This is a genomic window from Aphanothece sacrum FPU1 (genome assembly GCF_003864295.1).
Taxonomy (GTDB): domain Bacteria; phylum Cyanobacteriota; class Cyanobacteriia; order Cyanobacteriales; family Microcystaceae; genus Aphanothece_B; species Aphanothece_B sacrum.
In genome coordinates this window covers 178,373-193,685 of the sequence record NZ_BDQK01000017.1, presented here as the reverse complement: position 1 = coordinate 193,685, position 15,313 = coordinate 178,373, and the positions used below count along the sequence as shown (strand labels likewise).

The following is a 15,313-nucleotide window of genomic DNA, read 5'->3' as shown; positions in this document are numbered from 1 at the left end:
AAAGGTCGTGTTTGAGAAGAAGACTAAGAACTCGGTTAAGTCCCATTATTATTAGGGATAGTAGGAGATGGAGGTTGTACCGGAGTTGATGGAGGATGAGATGTTGAAGATGGTTGTACCGGAGTAGGAGTAGTTTCCGGTTGAGGAGTAGGGGTAGTTTCCACTTCAGGAGTAGGGGTAGTTTCCACTTCAGGAGTAGGGGTAGTTTCCACTTCAGGAGTAGGAGTAGTTTCCACTTCAGGAGTAGGAGTAGTTTCCACTTCAGGAGTAGGAGTAGTTTCCGGTTGAGGGGTAGGAGTAGTTTCTACTTCAGGAGTAGGAGTTATATTTGAGTTAGGAAATTGATTAACTGGCCGTCGCTGACGAGGTTGAACCGTCGGTTCAGGGGATTCAACCTTCGGAAAAGTTTGAGGAGTTGGAGATTCAATAACTTCTTGCGGGGATGGACTAGGACGAGAACGATTTTTATTTGCTAAAATTACTCCTAGAGTTAATCCGCCAAAAATAGCACTAGCAACTAAAAAAGAAGCCAGAATTAAAAGAGGCCAAGGAGTGTCTTTTTCTTCTGAGGTGATCGTTTCTGTCAGTTCAGGTGTTTGTAATGATAGTTGATGGGGGGCAACCACCAAGGTTGCTGCGGTCGCTATTGGTGCAGATGCAAGCAATGCTTCTAACATTTTCTGGGCCGAAGGAAAGCGATCGCGCGGATGAAAGCGAATAGCGCAATCAATAACTGTTCCTAGATTAGAATTTAGTGATGGTACTTCTTTGCGCCAAAGAATTTCCCCTGTCTGCAAATCTGTATCTAAATATTGGGGGGTTTTCCCCGTCAGTAAAAAAATGGCCGTTAATCCTAAACTATACATATCACTAGAATATACAGGGCGGCCAGCCGCTTGTTCTGAGGACATATAACCAGGGGTTCCCAACGCTACTGAATAGGCACTGTGTCCATCTGTAGCCACTATCGTAGCCACTGCTTCTTTAACGATACCAAAATCGATCAGCACTGGTTTAACATCGGTGGCCCGTATAATAACGTTATCAGGTTTAATATCTCGATGAATAATGCGCTGATGGTGAATAAAATCAAGAATGGGCAAAATCCCCATCAGAATCTCTTTAACATCCTTTTCTGATAAGTTTCCCCGTCTTTTATGAATTTGGGTTAGGGTTTCTCCTTCAATCCATTCTTGGACGAGAAAAAAATCTCCTTTTTCTTCAAAGTAGGCATAAAGTCCCGGAATTTGCGGATGATTAGCCCCTAGTTGCTCTAAGATAGCCGCTTCTCGTCCAAATCGCTCTTTTAACCATCCTGGAATTTCAGGAGATTGTAAGGCCGGTTTTAGCTTTTTGATGACACATTTTCGCTGAGAGGGTAGATGGGTGTCAATGGCTAAAAAAGTTTCACCAAAGCCACCTTTGCCAAGGGTTTCTAGGATTTTATAGCGATTATTTAAGAGCAGTATGGTCATTCATCGAAAAGCAATTTTATTGCCCCAACAACATGATTAGGTTAATTGTATCGGAAAGCTATTCGCTATTTACCAATCTAATTGAGCGATTGGTTCCCAATTTAAGATATCTTGTCGTAAGGTTTCATAGCCTAAAACATTGGGATGGAGTCCATCATCGCTTAAACGCGATCGCCGCCAAGTTGCTGGCTGTCCTAACCATAAATCAAAAATATCTAAATAGGGAATTTGACGAGCTTCACAGGCTGTTTTTACAGCTTCTTTATAACGATATTGATCAAAATGATTAAAATAAAAACAATTTAAAAAGGGCATTTTGTCTTCATCAACCGGAACCATTCCCACAAACAACACTGGACATAATTTTTGAGCTTGATCGAGTAAGTCTGAGATTTGTTGACTAAACTGTTCAAACTCGGTAAATAAACGACCATCAGGCTGTCTTAATCTCGCTGAATCATTGACCCCAACCGAGAGAATAATTAAATCAGGCACTCGATTACGCAACTCTCCGCGATAGCGAAATTCCCCTGCTAATCGTTGACTGACTTGAGCCACGCGATCGCCCCTAATTCCCAAATTATACAACACATGACCGCTTTGATAATCTCCCATCCATTGACGACGTAACCCTTCTACCCATCCCCCACCTACAGGATCTCCATACCCATAAACTAAACTGTCCCCAATAGCTACCACTTTAAGTGGTTGTCTAACCTCTAATCTGCCTGTTTGAGTCGGTTTCGCCTGGGTTTGCATAGACAGTTTGCTCCTAAAATTTCTCAACACTTTATTTTTCGATACAAAACTTTATTTTAGCTTAATAAGTAATTATTCTCAGTTTATAGCACTAGACATTAAGGTTAGGACATTTTTGACGAACGCGGCAAACTTTTTTATGTAGGGGTCAACGGCCGTTGACCCCTAATGAATGTCTTTTGTAAAAGTGCCATATTAAGAAATCAAATAGCTTGTTAAACTAGAGATTGTCCCATTAACGAAAAGCGATCGCCATGCAAAAACGACATTCCTTTGACTCATCACAAGTAATATATCGGGCCCAAGAATTATTAGATGCGGCTTCTAACCGTTATCGTATTACAGTACAAGTCTCTAACAGAGCCAAACGTCATCGCTACGAAGAATTTGACAGTATTGATGATCCCGCCATGAAACCAGCGATTCGTGCCATCATTGAAATGTCAGATGAACTGACGCAACCAGAAATTATCAGCGATAATTAACCTCAATTGCTTATGATTTGGCAAACGCTTCAGCCTCATGTCCCATTTTTCCTCAAATCCTGGAAAGGATTACTGATTTTCCTGATCGGTTTGAGTTTAGCTTTGGGAATCGGACAGTTTAACCCTAATTTACCCTCCGTTCAGGGTCAAACTATCCGGGTAGAAACAGCCGCAGAAATGGTTTATCAAAAACTTCCTTATCTTCCCAAAGATAATCAATATATTCGCCAAGAAACCAAACAAGTCGATCCAGACTTTACTTTAATTAACCGTTTGATTCGCTATCATGAGGACTTAAAAAAGCGTTCTACTATCTTTCGTCTTGACTGGCAATTGACTTTAGCTGATTATTTAGGAGTTAATGAAACTATTAAAGAGGATCGTTATCCAGGCAATTCGACTTTAACTGCGAATCCTATGCAATCCGATATTCAAGCAATTCGTCAACTCAATCGTCGTCAACGTCAAGAATTAATTGATGTTTTGGTCAGTATTTATACTCCTCAACCCAAACCAGCAGAGAATTCTTCCTCCCAAACCGAATCTAACCCAACCGGGTCTCCCCGTAAACCATCATCTGGCCCCACTCTGTCTAAACCTGGAGATGCTCAATTATTAGGGCCATGAGCGATCGCATACTCAAAAAAGGCAGAGGATGGCGTTTAGGTTGGAATCCCCAAGTTTCAACCTATCAGGGGTTAGTGGGGGGTGATGATTGGGCCATAGAACTTACTGCTGCTGAATTTAACGATTTTTGTCGATTAGTGCAACAGTTAGCCGACACCATGACTGCTATGACTGAGGAATTAATGGATCAGGAGAGAATCGCTTGTGAGGCTGAAAGTGACAAGTTATGGTTAGAGGTAGAAGGATACCCTGACGCTTATTGCCTACGATTGATTGTTAATGGGGGTCGTCGTTGTGAGGGAAACTGGCCCGAAGGGGTTGTTAAGGAGTTAATTGAGGGAATTCAAAATTTAACAATATTTTAATTTGCTATTTACCAATCATTACCTGTATAATTGGAAATTGTGAGTCTTCGGGGCGTAGCGCAGCTTGGTAGCGCACTACTTTGGGGTAGTAGGGGTCGTGGGTTCGAATCCCGCCGCTCCGATTCACAGAAACCCGTTCAATGAGCGGGTTTTTGTTTGTCTTTATTGTAGATTAAACTTAATAAAGAAGATTATGAAAGCAAAGTACGATTTTTCTCAAGGAGAACAGGGAAAGTTTTATCATCCTGATGTCGTGTTTGAGTTTCCTATTTATCTTGAACCCGATGTCAATGAATTTATGACAGAATTAGCGAAACAACAAGGGGTTGAAATTAACATTTTAGTTAATGAATGGTTAAGAAGTCAGATTAAGAAGGTTGATGAGGTACGATCATCATAAGGAATCAATGTTAATTTTCGGCAAAATTGGGGAATACTAAACCTAGATACTTAATTGAGGTTAGGGTATGATCTATGAGATTATTTTGAATAAAACTCCAGAAGTGGAAGAATTAGAGCAAAAAAACGCAGAATTAACTTTAATAGAAACAGAATTAATTCAAAAAGAGTTAGAGTTAACAACGCTTCATGCAGAGTTACACACTTTTGAATTAGATTATCTACAAATTGTAGGAAATTGTAATACGGCTGATTATTGGAGATTGAAGGGTAATAATTTTTTTATAATAGAAGCTTATGAAGAAGCTATATTAGCTTATGATAAAGCTTTAGCTATTCAACCTAATGATGAAATGACTTGGACTAATAGAGCAAAAATTCTAGGAAAATTAAATCGTTATGAAGATGCTATCTATAGTTATGATAGAGTGTTAGAAATTAATCCAGATAATTATGAAGCTTGGTGCCTAAAAAGTCATTACAATTTAGTTAAGTTTCTTCTTTTTAATGACTCTAAAATAAAGAAAGATATTAAAATCTAAATCACCCATTACAATAATTGACAAGTTAGTATAATGTGAAACTTCCTAATTCTGACAATGCCATCATAGATGATAACAAATTATTGGGTTATTCTCTCAATCCTAATCATCCAGATGGACAACATAAAGCACGAGTTTTTAAATCAGCATTGAATCTTGACAGTAACAATGTTCAAATTCTTAAAAATGCACTTTTAGAAGTCGTAAAAACCTATGATGCTATTCCTGATAAAACTAATCAATATGGACAAAAATATGTTATTGATTTTCCTCTAACGCATCAAAATAAAGTAGCTATTATTCACAGTGTTTGGATAATCAGAAAAGACGAAAAATTTCCCCGTTTAGTCACTTGTTATGTACTTTAAGTAAATGATCTCATGAAACTATTAGATGTCGTTGCTTTATTAGAAGACTTACCCCAATTAGGATTATATCGGGGACAAGTTGGAACCATTGTAGAAGTGTATGAACCAAAGGTTTTTGAAGTCGAATTTAGTGATACTTCTGGACGAGCTTATGCGATTGAAACATTACAAGAAAATCAATTGATTTTATTACATCATTATCCCTTAGAATCTGCAAAAGTAACCGCTAATTTAGGATAAAAAGGGAGACTTAAACCATGGCCAATTAAATTGTCATATAACGCGGAAGAATATTTCATTGAAAGTGACAGCAGAAAAATGATATAATAAAAATCAAAGAGATTATAGAAAAATAGAATTAAAACGATCATGAAAATTAAAAATATAGAAATACCGATAAAAACAATTCAAGACATTTGTAAGCGTTGTAAAATAATTGAATTTTCTTTATTTGGTTCAGTTTTGCGGGATGACTTTAATGATAAAAGTGACATTGATATATTAATTGATTTTGCTCCAAATGCTCATCCCACATTATTTACCTTAGTTGACATCAAAGATGAATTAAAGTCAATCTTTAACCGTGATGTGGACTTAATTACTCGTGAAGGAATTAAAAATAGTCGAAATCATTTTCGTCGTTCCGAAATTTTATCATCAGTAGTAGTTATTTATGATGCGAGACAATCAATCCCTTTATGATATTTTAGATTCTGCTAAACTCGCTGTATTGTATATAGCTAATAAAAGTAAACAAGAATTTTTATCAGATTTGCAATGTCAAGATGCAGTAATTCTAAGAATTATAATTATAGGAGAAGCTTCTAATCGTATTTCAGAGGAAACTCAAACTCAGTTTAACAAACTTCCTTGGCGACAAATGATTGGAATGAGAAATTTGGTTGTTCACCAGTATGATGATATTAACCTTAATATTATTTGGGATACCGTTAATAATGATTTACCTAAATTAATTAGAGAACTAGAAAAACTATTTGAGACAAGATAAGTTACAATGAATAATTATTTACCTAATGAAGATTAGCGAGATAAAGCCATTGTAATAAGTCCTTGTTGTCCGATTAAAAATTCTCGCAATAAACTACAAATTCCGACCAAAATAATAGGACTAATATCTACCCCACCCACAGGAGGAATAACCTGACGCACAGGAATTAATAAAGGTTCAGTCGGTAACGCAATTAACCTCCAAGGAAAACGATTCAATTCAACTTGAGGATACCAAGTTAAAACAATACGAATAATAAATAAAAAGGTCATGAGTCCTAATAATAACCCTAAGGCCAAACTACCGATACTAGCTATATTCATATTGGGGTAGATAATTAACTAAACTGATGTCATAAGCTGTTATATTAAGATAACATAAAATTTTTAGTCAATGAACATGATCACTTATCCTAAGCAAGAGATTAAGATTGCCGTGATAGGAGATATTCACGAGCAGTGGGAAGAAGCTGATAATCTAGCTCTTGAAGCCATAGGAGTTGATCTAGCTTTATTTGTCGGGGATTTTGGCAATGAATCTGTCCGTGTCGTCAGTTTAATCGAGTCCTTATCCATTCCCAAAGCGGTCATTATGGGGAATCATGATGCTTGGTACACCGCATCAGACTGGGGACGTAAACAATGTCCTTATGACCATCAAAAAGAAGACCGAGTCCAAACCCAACTTGATATTTTAGGGGATATCCATGTCGGTTATAGTAAGCTGGACTTTCCTACCCTTAATCTATCTGTTGTGGGGAGTCGTCCTTATAGTTGGGGTGGCCCAGAATGGAAAAATAAAGAATTTCTGCGTGATCGCTATGGGATAACTAATTTTATCGAATCTACTGCTAAAATGGTCGCAGAAGCCAAGAAAACCGCCTTTGAGACAGTGCTTTTTTTGGGACATAATGGACCAACAGGACTAGGAAAAGAACCTGAAGCCATGTGTGGCCGAGATTGGCAACCTTTGGGGGGTGATCATGGTGATCCTGATTTAGGGGAGGCGATCGCCCAAGTTCGTGGTCTGGGGAAACAGATACCTTTGGTGACGTTTGGCCATATGCACCATCGATTACGTCATACTCGTTCTCAACTGCGTACTAGGGTCAAGAATGATCCTCAAGGGACGATTTACTTAAATGCGGCTAGTGTCCCCCGCATTATTGAGCAGGAAGGGGAAAAGTTGCGTAATTTTTCTTTAGTGTCTCTTAATCAGGGTCAGGTGATTGAAATTGCTTTAATTTGGCTCAATCAAACTTACAGGATTATTTATCAGGAATATTTGTATTATCAAGAGGTTCCTCAACTTGTTTAACGAGATTGGGGCTTGTGAAATAGACCGATTTTGCTACAATAGAAATCTGTGGCTCTTTGGAGAGGTGGCAGAGTGGTCGAATGCGCTCGACTTGAAATCGAGTTTGGCGAAAGTCAACGTGGGTTCAAATCCCACCCTCTCCGTTATTGACTTTTGTCGAGTTAGTGGTATTTTGCACGCACGTTTTTTTAATATTGATAAGCTAAAACGCACTTTACATACGCTTTAGCTTATTTTTCACCTAAACTTAACTAAAAAAACCACCCGTAAGAATGTAAACCCTTACCCAATAAATTCACCCCTAAATAACAAACCCAAACCACCATAAACCCACTAGCAGCTAAGATAGCAGGTTTTCTTCCTTGCCAACCTTTCGTAATACGTGCATGAAGATAAGCAGCAAATACTAACCAAGTAATTAAGGCCCAGGTTTCTTTCGGGTCCCAACTCCAATAAGAACCCCAAGCTTCATTAGCCCAAACTGCTCCTGCTATGATACCAATAGTTAATAAGGGAAACCCTAGCCCAATAATGCGATAACTTATATTATCTAGGGTATCAGCTAGGGTGAGAAGTTGGGGAGATAGAATAGCTTCACTCTTTGTTGCTGTTGCTATCATGTCTAGAACTGCGGTACCGCCACTACCATTTTTATCAGCTATGGCTATCGCAGGTTCTTTATGGTTATTATTAGTAGAGAATAGCTGCGATCGCCCTAATTTATCCCGATAGCCTCCAGTTCCTACGGAACTGCCTCGTAATTCAATATCTTGGCCACGGGTTACAATGAGAAAAGCAATGGCTAATACTGCCCCGACCATTAAAGTCGCATAACTGAGCATCATGACGCTAACGTGCATCATTAACCAGTTAGACTTAAGGGCAGGGACTAAGGGTTCACAGAACTGCATTTCTGAAGGGAGGGTCAAAGCAGCAAAAGCGGTAATCCCCATAGCAACAGGGGTTGTCACCACTCCGACTAAGGAACTCTGACTCATTTTTTCAGCCATGAGGTGGACTGCGGTAATACCCCAAGCGAGAAAAAATAAGGATTCGTAAAGATTACTTAAGGGGAAGTATCCTCCCTCAATCCAACGAGCAATAAGTAGTCCGGCGATGGAAAGGTTAGCAATAGCGACCCCTGCCGTTCCCAAGGTAGATAACCAAGGAATTCCTTTAAAAGCTGCTGCTGACCAATAAATTAACATGGTGAGCAATAAAATCAAAAAGGCAGTGTTATCGAGAAAACTTTGTAGCGTGATTAAATCCATATTCCATTACGTCTCTAGCGGTTGATTCTGTTATGAGATCATTATTTGAGTTCTTTATCCATTCTAGGCTAACAATAGTCTTACTTAATCTATATGAGAAATGTTATCGGAAATTTTGGGTTTAAAACCCCGTCATTCTACGACGGCTTTTTGATGGTTGTCAATGACGAGCATTGTATGCTAACCTATATCTAGCTGTTATAGCTTAACATAAATGTTAGTTTTCGAGTTTAAAGTTAGAGCGAAAAAACATCAATACTTAGCCATAGACGAGGCAATCAAAACGGCTCAGTTTGTCCAAAACAAGTGTTTACGCTATTGGATTGACAATAAAGAAGTTGGGAGATATGACCTTAATAAGTATTGTCGTGTATTGGCTCATGACTTTAAGTTCGCTAACGAATTGAATTCTCAAGCTAGACAGTCAAGTGCTGAAAGAGCATGGTCAGCCATATCGCGTTTTTACGAGCAATCGCGCCTCAGCGAAGCGAGGAACAACTGCAAGAAGAAGATTCCAGGCAAAAAAGGATATCCAAGGTTTAAAAATAATTGCCATTCTGTTGAGTATAAAACAACAGGATGGAATCTTGACCCTTTAACCCGTAAGGCTATTACCTTTACTGACAAAAAAGGTATTGGGCGGCTTAGATTAGTTGGAACGTATGACTTACATTTCTACAAGATTGAGGCTATTAAACGGGTTAGATTAGTTAAACGTGCGGATGGATATTACTGCCAATTCATTCTTTCAGTTGACCTAAAAATAGAAACCCAACCAACAGGTAAAGCTATCGGTTTAGATGTTGGGCTCGAATCTTTCTACACTGACCACGAGGGAAATAAAGTAGAAAACCCTCGCTTTTTAAGCAAAGGTGAAAAGAAACTTAAAAAACTTCAAAGAAAAGTTTCTAAGAAGAAAAAAGGTTCTTCTAATAGAAGAAAAGCTAGACAGAAATTGGGTAGGAGACACCTCAAAATAAGTAGGCAACGTAAAGAGTATGCTAAAAGAATAGCATACTGCGTAGTTCAGTCGAGAGATTTGATCGCTTACGAAGATTTGAGAATAAAGAACCTAGTTAAAAATCATTGTTTAGCTAAGTCGATAAGTGATGCTGCATGGTATCAGTTTCGTCTTTGGTTAGAGTATTTTGGGACAAAGTATGGTAAACATACTATTGCCGTTCCACCCCAATATACATCTCAAAATTGTTCTAACTGTGGCAGAACTGTGAAAAAATCTCTGTCAACGAGGACTCATATTTGTTCTTGTGGATGCACTCTCGACAGAGATGAGAATGCGGCACGAAATATATTAAGAATTGGGTTAAGTACCGCAGGGCATACGGGAACTTGGCTGCATGACAGTCAAAACGCTTGGGGAGAGGATGCCTCTACTTTGGTTGGTGGTAACACCTGTCATGCGCAAGCAACCTCTGTGAACCAAGAATCCCCGCCCTTCTACGGCGAGGGAGTGTCAAATGAACTTTTTTGACAAATTAAATCAAGCGATCGCTTCTCATGATAGTTTACTGATTGTTGGACTTGATCCTAACCCAGAAATGATGCCTCATCTTTACTGTACCCAAGAAGGGCCAGAAAGTTTAATCATTGAGTTAGAAAAATGGTTAAAATCAATTATTGTACAAACATCAGAGTTAGTTTGTGCTTATAAACCGACTCTGGGATTTTATGAAGTATTAGGGGCCCCAGGATTAGATTTATTAGGTAAAGTTATAGCTGCTATTCCTGATGATATTCCTATTATTTTAGATGCTAAACATAGTGATATTAATACCAGCACTATTTTTGCTCAAGCAATTTTTGAAAAATGGGGAGTAGATGCGGTTACAGTAAATCCTTATGCGGGACAAGATCAGGTTGCGCCTTTTTTAGTGTATCCAGATAAAGGTATATTTATTCTTTGTCATACGTCTAATCCTGGGGCAGTTGCATTACAAGAATATCCAACCCCTGATGCTCCTTTTTATTTACAAGTTGTCAAGGAAGTTAAGACTTGGGGAACCATTGAACAATTATTTTTAGAAGTAGGAACTACTGATGTAGAAGTCATTAAAAAAGTTCGTTCTATTGCACCTGAAAGATTTATTTTATTGCGAAGTATTTGGTCAAATAGTCAAAATTTTGACTCTATTTTAACAGCAGGTTTAAATATTCATGGGGAGGGATTATTGATTCCGGTTCCTCAAGATTTACTAAAAGAAAATGAATTAATAGAACCAATAAAATCTCTAAATCAACAAATTAATCAAATCAGAAATGAAGTTATTAAAGAACAGTCAAGCTGTCAACTATGGACTCCTAATGTATGTGGACTTAAACATCATCCCCATCACAATTTAATTTTACAACTATATGATATTGGTTGTTTACTGTTTGGAGAGTATGTTCAAGCATCGGGAGCTACTTTTTCTTATTATATTGATTTAAGACAAATTATTTCTAATCCTCAACTATTTCATCAGGTATTAAATGCCTATGCAGACATTTTAAAGACGTTAACTTTTGATCGTATTGCCGGGATTCCTTATGGTTCTTTACCGACAGCAACCGGATTATCTTTAATGTTACATCATCCCATGATTTATCCACGAAAAGAAGTAAAAGCTCATGGCACTCGTCGATTAATTGAAGGAACTTTTAATCTAGGAGAAAAAGTTGTAGTAGTTGATGATATTTTAATTAGTGGTAAAAGTGTTATGGAAGGAGCAGAAAAATTAACATCTTCTGGGTTAAATGTTGAGGATATTGTCGTCTTTATTGATCATGAAGAAGGAGTCAAAAACAAGCTTAAAAATAATGGTTATAACGCTTATTCTGTGTTAACAATTTCTGAAATTACGGAAACTTTATATGAAGCAGGAAGAATTAATTATGAACAATATCATAAACTAGAAAATTAGCTAAAAATTTCATAAATGTACATTAAATATCTTGTTTTCTAAGTATTTATACTCAATTAAGGCAAAGAATATGCTACAAAAAATACTACAAAAAAAAGTACGTAATGTGGGTTTAAATAACTTAATATTAAGAACTAATTGACAAAAGAAGAACAAATACCATGTAATATCAAATAAGGATCTTAAAAAAACATAAAAAGTTTAACATTAATATGAGTCCCAAAAAATTAGGCCCCGATAGTCTTGAGTTACTTCTGTCTTTCGTGCTTCCTGCGGGTTGTCGTTCGTCTCTTGTCTCTGGTTCTACCTATCGTATCCAATGTCCTAACTATGACATCGCCCATCGGGTTTGGGAAAATCGTGTTGGTTGTGTGTATCCCCTTTTAGGTGAAGGAGAAGTGCTAGAGGTAGTTGCTTCCGACTATTATGCTAGAAGTTATCCTAAACACTAAACTTGACCATCACCAGTCAGGTGTGAGTAATTATGAAAGTTAATCCCGATTTAGTTAGACAATGGGATTTATCAAGTTTTACCCTATAATAGAGAACATCCTCGATTACGAAAAATGGGTTATTGGTTAACCCTCAGTAGTTTAGCCCAAATTATTTGGGTTTATATATTTTTATCTCGTTGGTTTTTCTTGTCAGTCGTGGCAATGATCGCTATTTTGATACCTCTAATTGTCCTTTATTTACGATTAGATATTGCTTTAGAACCCTTGACATTTAAACAAAAATGGTTGGTTAATTTTCCCATTAGTTTATATTTGGGATGGATCAGTATTGCTACAATTGTTAATATTGCTTCAGCCCTTGATTTTGCTGGTTGGAATCAATGGGGAATAACCGATATAAATTGGACAATTATGATGATTTTAATCGGGGGAATAATAGCAATATGGATTAGATTACAACACTATGATAAAGTCTATTGTGGAGTTTTTGTCTGGACATTTATAGCGATCAGTATACGACATTTAGACATAATTAGTATTGCCGCAACGGCAGGAATTTTAGGGTTTTTACTCATATTATTAATGTTAATGCCTCAGCTTAAACTAGCTAATAGAAAAAACAGTTAGCAATATCGAATCCCTTAACAAAAGAGGAGAAAAAAGATTAAACCTCTCAAGTTAACTTAAAAGACCATGCATGATGCTAACTGATCCACTGTTGTTCCCTAACCAAATCCATTGTCAGGGGGATAAGGAAAACAGACCAGGGAAGTTTAGGGTTTTAAGCAAAAAGTTAAGAAATTTGGTTCTAAACTACTTTGCATCCCTTATCGTGCAAAAGTTTGACAGATTAAAAAACACATTAGGAAAGACTGGTCCTAAGTTAAGATTCTAACTTAAGAGATTTTAGGCCAATTTATGACCACAACTCGAACAAAAGCGATCGCCAATTTCTACTTTAGCCCCACATTGACTACAAAATCGTTTTTTCTCTTGAGTGGTTGAATCTATACGCATTTCCATATTACCCATCCGCATTTCCATGGGTTTCATACTCATTTGCATATCTCCCATTTTCATCGGTTGCATGGGTGACATTGGTGGCATAGTAAAAGATGGGGAATGGGAAACTTGCTCTATAGGGAGTGGGTTAAAATCACTTAAGACTGGAGAACTATTCATAATTCCTATACTATTACCTTGAATTAAAATGTAGTAGACTCCCTGAGTTGAAGTAATTTTTAAGATGACCCCGTTGGGAGTTTGATACAATTGGGGGAGTATGGTCCAGGTTCCCGTCCCAAAAGAACTACTTGATTGTTGCTGCTGTCCTAATGACTGAGTAGCCATGATGATAACAGTTTGTGTTCCCTGGTTATCGAGATGGACGCTTTGATGATTGCCAAGTTGACAGACATACGCCATGATTAATGACCCCTTCGTCTAATGATTATATTTTAGAAGAATATTTGCAAGTTTTCCAAACACTGTGTTATGATAGGAACTTGTGCGGACGTATAGCTCAGTTGGTTAGAGTACATCGTTGACATCGATGGGGTCACTGGTTCGAGTCCAGTTACGTCCATTTCAGAAAATCACAGGTTTTGTATCTTCCGTACTTGTGGTGATAACAAGATCTTATTATTCGTAGGATGGGTTAGGCGCAGGCAATAATTCAGGGATTTTAGACCAAAATTGACTTGCCGCGCTGTAACCCATCTTCAGAATATTGTACTTTATTATACATTTTACCCCAGGGTATGGGGATATCAGCCTATTTTCTGTTGCCTATTCCCTATAAAAATTCCCCCGACAAACAGGATGTCAGGGGAAATAATCAAAAAAAACGTTACATAATACGTTCTTCAATTACCTTATCAATCAGACCGTATTGTTGAGCTTCTTCGGCTGATAAATAGTAATCTCGGTCGGTATCTTTAGCAATTTTTTCCAAAGTTTGGCCCGTACGTTGAGCCATAAGTTCATTTAATTGTTGACGAATTCGTAGAATTTCATTCGCTTCAATTTCAATATCCGTCGCTTGTCTACGTCCAGTTCCCCCCATCGGTTGATGTATCATAATACGAGCATGGGGTAAAGCTAAGCGTTTTCCTTGGGTTCCAGAAGCTAACAAAAAGGCCCCCATTGATGCAGCTAAACCAACGCAAATGGTAATAACATCAGATTTAATATACTGCATAGTATCGTAAATCGCCATACCTGCTGTTACCGAACCCCCAGGAGAATTGATATACAAATAGATAGGTTTGCCAGGATCTTCAGAATCAAGATATAACAAAAAAGCAACGATACGATTAGCTAAACTATCGGTCACTTCTTGACCCAAAAAAATGATTCTTTCCTGACTCAAACGAGTATAGATATCAATCCATCGTTCGTATTGACTACCAGGAAGACGAAAAGGAACACTAGGAACACCAATAGGCATAAGAAATTATCTGAAAAATAGGGGTGAACAACAATTAACCAACGGCTGTTAAGGGTTTTGGGAGATCTTTCGTACTTTCTAATACCTTATCAATTAAGCCGTATTCTTTCGCTTGTTGAGGCGTTAAATAGAAAGTGCGATCAGTATCTTTTGAGATTTTTTCAACAGTTTGTCCTGTCGTTTTCGACAAAATTTCCAACATAGTGAGCTTATTTGAGAGTACCTCTTTAGCCCGAATTTGGATATCCGTCGCTTGTCCCCTGGCACCTGAACGGTTTTGATTGAGGACAATCGTAGCATGAGGTAAACTAGCGCGATAGCCTTTAGTCCCTGCCGCAAGAATCATCGCGGCAGTTCCCATTGCTTGACCAATACAAATGGTATGAATGGGAGGCTTAATATAATTCATGGTATCGCAAATGGCAAAGGCTTCGGTTTCAAAGCCGATGGCATCCCCTGTATACCAAGATGTCCCCGTAGAGTTGATATAAAAATAGATTGGTTTATCGGGATCATCAAATTGTAAATACAGCAGTTGAGCGATAATCAGTTGAGTCACATCAATGCCGACCTGCTGTTTGACTTCATCGGAGGAAAATAGAGGCATTCCCAAATAAACAATACGCTCTTTGAGGAGCAAAGACTCTAAGTCTGGGGGTGGGGTTCGGTAGTTATTATCTCCGTAATAGGCACTTTGAACGGCTTTGATTTCCATTGGTCGGTTATTCGTGATTAAGGGTTAACATTTCATCCCGTTAAGCGGATGGTTTTCGCTGTTATATTATGGTTCTGCCTTAAATTGTGACATTTCCCACACTGAAACGCTCATATTTGATTATAGGACAATTCCTCAGACTCTGTGGATACCTTG

At 37.9% G+C, this 15,313-nt stretch carries 21 protein-coding genes and 3 tRNA genes; 17 read left to right on the top strand and 7 right to left on the bottom strand.

Annotated elements, in window-relative coordinates; translation table 11 throughout:
* Positions 1-35: 35 nt before the first annotated feature.
* Both AsFPU1_RS20820 and AsFPU1_RS20815 read right to left on the bottom strand, forming a co-directional pair.
* A complete protein-coding gene (locus AsFPU1_RS20820; protein WP_124973395.1) occupies positions 36-1,475 on the bottom strand; it encodes a serine/threonine-protein kinase in 1,440 nt (479 codons plus the stop codon).
* Positions 1,476-1,544: 69 nt separating this feature from the next.
* Positions 1,545-2,234 (bottom strand): GDSL-type esterase/lipase family protein, encoded by a 690-nt coding sequence (locus AsFPU1_RS20815; RefSeq protein ID WP_124973397.1) that lies wholly within the window; start codon positions 2,232-2,234, stop codon positions 1,545-1,547.
* A 254-nt stretch (positions 2,235-2,488) separates the two neighbouring features.
* On the opposite strand from AsFPU1_RS20815, the gene AsFPU1_RS20810 reads away from it, so the two are divergent.
* From AsFPU1_RS20810 to AsFPU1_RS20765, 10 genes are all read left to right on the top strand, one after another.
* Positions 2,489-2,719, top strand: coding sequence for a DNA-directed RNA polymerase subunit omega (locus AsFPU1_RS20810; RefSeq protein WP_124973399.1), 231 nt, complete (start codon positions 2,489-2,491; stop codon positions 2,717-2,719).
* A 12-nt stretch (positions 2,720-2,731) separates the two neighbouring features.
* Complete coding sequence (locus AsFPU1_RS20805) at positions 2,732-3,346, top strand: hypothetical protein (protein WP_124973401.1); 615 nt, start codon at positions 2,732-2,734, stop codon at positions 3,344-3,346.
* Positions 3,343-3,711 carry a DUF1818 family protein gene (locus tag AsFPU1_RS20800; RefSeq protein WP_124973403.1) on the top strand — a complete coding sequence of 123 codons (369 nt, stop codon included), beginning with the start codon at positions 3,343-3,345 and terminating at the stop codon, positions 3,709-3,711. The genes AsFPU1_RS20805 and AsFPU1_RS20800 overlap by 4 nt, the downstream gene beginning before the upstream one ends.
* A gap of 48 nt (positions 3,712-3,759) precedes the next feature.
* Positions 3,760-3,833: transfer RNA gene (locus tag AsFPU1_RS20795), tRNA-Pro, on the top strand.
* 71 nt (positions 3,834-3,904) lie between these two features.
* On the top strand, positions 3,905-4,111 hold the full coding sequence (locus AsFPU1_RS20790; protein WP_124973405.1) for a hypothetical protein: 207 nt from the start codon (positions 3,905-3,907) through the stop codon (positions 4,109-4,111).
* 85 nt (positions 4,112-4,196) lie between these two features.
* Complete coding sequence (locus AsFPU1_RS20785; RefSeq protein WP_172957474.1) at positions 4,197-4,652, top strand: tetratricopeptide repeat protein; 456 nt, start codon at positions 4,197-4,199, stop codon at positions 4,650-4,652.
* 35 nt (positions 4,653-4,687) lie between these two features.
* The gene (locus AsFPU1_RS20780) at positions 4,688-5,020 is read left to right on the top strand and encodes a DUF6883 domain-containing protein (protein ID WP_124973409.1); all 333 of its coding nucleotides are present in this window, start codon (positions 4,688-4,690) and stop codon (positions 5,018-5,020) included.
* Positions 5,021-5,032: 12 nt separating this feature from the next.
* Entirely contained in the window at positions 5,033-5,260 is a 228-nt protein-coding gene (locus tag AsFPU1_RS20775; protein WP_124973411.1) for a DUF4926 domain-containing protein, read from the top strand.
* Positions 5,261-5,389: 129 nt separating this feature from the next.
* The gene (locus AsFPU1_RS20770; RefSeq protein ID WP_124973413.1) at positions 5,390-5,722 is read left to right on the top strand and encodes a nucleotidyltransferase family protein; all 333 of its coding nucleotides are present in this window, start codon (positions 5,390-5,392) and stop codon (positions 5,720-5,722) included.
* Positions 5,694-6,029, top strand: a complete 336-nt coding sequence (locus tag AsFPU1_RS20765) for a HepT-like ribonuclease domain-containing protein (protein WP_124973415.1) — start codon at positions 5,694-5,696, stop codon at positions 6,027-6,029. The genes AsFPU1_RS20770 and AsFPU1_RS20765 overlap by 29 nt, the downstream gene beginning before the upstream one ends.
* 32 nt (positions 6,030-6,061) lie before the next feature.
* On the opposite strand, the gene AsFPU1_RS20760 is transcribed toward AsFPU1_RS20765, so the two are convergent.
* Entirely contained in the window at positions 6,062-6,352 is a 291-nt protein-coding gene (locus tag AsFPU1_RS20760; RefSeq protein ID WP_124973417.1) for a YggT family protein, read from the bottom strand.
* A gap of 76 nt (positions 6,353-6,428) precedes the next feature.
* Here AsFPU1_RS20760 and AsFPU1_RS20755 point away from each other — a divergent pair, with 76 nt between their 5' ends.
* Both AsFPU1_RS20755 and AsFPU1_RS20750 read left to right on the top strand, forming a co-directional pair.
* The gene (locus AsFPU1_RS20755; RefSeq protein WP_124973430.1) at positions 6,429-7,346 is read left to right on the top strand and encodes a TIGR04168 family protein; all 918 of its coding nucleotides are present in this window, start codon (positions 6,429-6,431) and stop codon (positions 7,344-7,346) included.
* Between the two features lie 58 nt (positions 7,347-7,404).
* A tRNA-Ser gene (locus tag AsFPU1_RS20750) sits at positions 7,405-7,489 on the top strand.
* 108 nt (positions 7,490-7,597) lie between these two features.
* Here the strand turns inward: AsFPU1_RS20750 and ccsB are convergent.
* Positions 7,598-8,617 carry a c-type cytochrome biogenesis protein CcsB gene (gene ccsB / locus AsFPU1_RS20745; protein ID WP_125061180.1) on the bottom strand — a complete coding sequence of 340 codons (1,020 nt, stop codon included), beginning with the start codon at positions 8,615-8,617 and terminating at the stop codon, positions 7,598-7,600.
* A gap of 214 nt (positions 8,618-8,831) precedes the next feature.
* Here ccsB and AsFPU1_RS20740 point away from each other — a divergent pair, with 214 nt between their 5' ends.
* The 4 genes from AsFPU1_RS20740 (at position 8,832) to AsFPU1_RS20725 (ending at position 12,620) form a co-directional block, all read left to right on the top strand.
* Positions 8,832-10,109 carry an RNA-guided endonuclease InsQ/TnpB family protein gene (locus AsFPU1_RS20740; protein WP_124976636.1) on the top strand — a complete coding sequence of 426 codons (1,278 nt, stop codon included), beginning with the start codon at positions 8,832-8,834 and terminating at the stop codon, positions 10,107-10,109.
* On the top strand, positions 10,096-11,538 hold the full coding sequence (locus AsFPU1_RS20735; RefSeq protein ID WP_124976638.1) for a bifunctional orotidine-5'-phosphate decarboxylase/orotate phosphoribosyltransferase: 1,443 nt from the start codon (positions 10,096-10,098) through the stop codon (positions 11,536-11,538). The genes AsFPU1_RS20740 and AsFPU1_RS20735 overlap by 14 nt, the downstream gene beginning before the upstream one ends.
* A 212-nt stretch (positions 11,539-11,750) precedes the next feature.
* Positions 11,751-11,990, top strand: coding sequence for a hypothetical protein (locus tag AsFPU1_RS20730; protein ID WP_124976640.1), 240 nt, complete (start codon positions 11,751-11,753; stop codon positions 11,988-11,990).
* A 66-nt stretch (positions 11,991-12,056) separates the two neighbouring features.
* A complete protein-coding gene (locus tag AsFPU1_RS20725) occupies positions 12,057-12,620 on the top strand; it encodes a TspO-related membrane protein (protein WP_497462951.1) in 564 nt (187 codons plus the stop codon).
* Between the two features lie 279 nt (positions 12,621-12,899).
* Here AsFPU1_RS20725 and AsFPU1_RS20720 read toward each other — a convergent pair whose 3' ends face one another.
* Entirely contained in the window at positions 12,900-13,418 is a 519-nt protein-coding gene (locus AsFPU1_RS20720; protein WP_124976644.1) for a zinc ribbon domain-containing protein, read from the bottom strand.
* An 86-nt stretch (positions 13,419-13,504) separates the two neighbouring features.
* Here AsFPU1_RS20720 and AsFPU1_RS20715 point away from each other — a divergent pair.
* Positions 13,505-13,578, top strand: a tRNA-Val gene (locus AsFPU1_RS20715).
* Between the two features lie 264 nt (positions 13,579-13,842).
* Here the strand turns inward: AsFPU1_RS20715 and AsFPU1_RS20710 are convergent.
* Both AsFPU1_RS20710 and AsFPU1_RS20705 read right to left on the bottom strand, forming a co-directional pair.
* Entirely contained in the window at positions 13,843-14,442 is a 600-nt protein-coding gene (locus AsFPU1_RS20710; protein WP_124976646.1) for an ATP-dependent Clp protease proteolytic subunit, read from the bottom strand.
* Between the two features lie 34 nt (positions 14,443-14,476).
* Positions 14,477-15,157, bottom strand: a complete 681-nt coding sequence (locus tag AsFPU1_RS20705; RefSeq protein ID WP_124976648.1) for an ATP-dependent Clp protease proteolytic subunit — start codon at positions 15,155-15,157, stop codon at positions 14,477-14,479.
* Positions 15,158-15,313 lie beyond the last annotated feature (156 nt).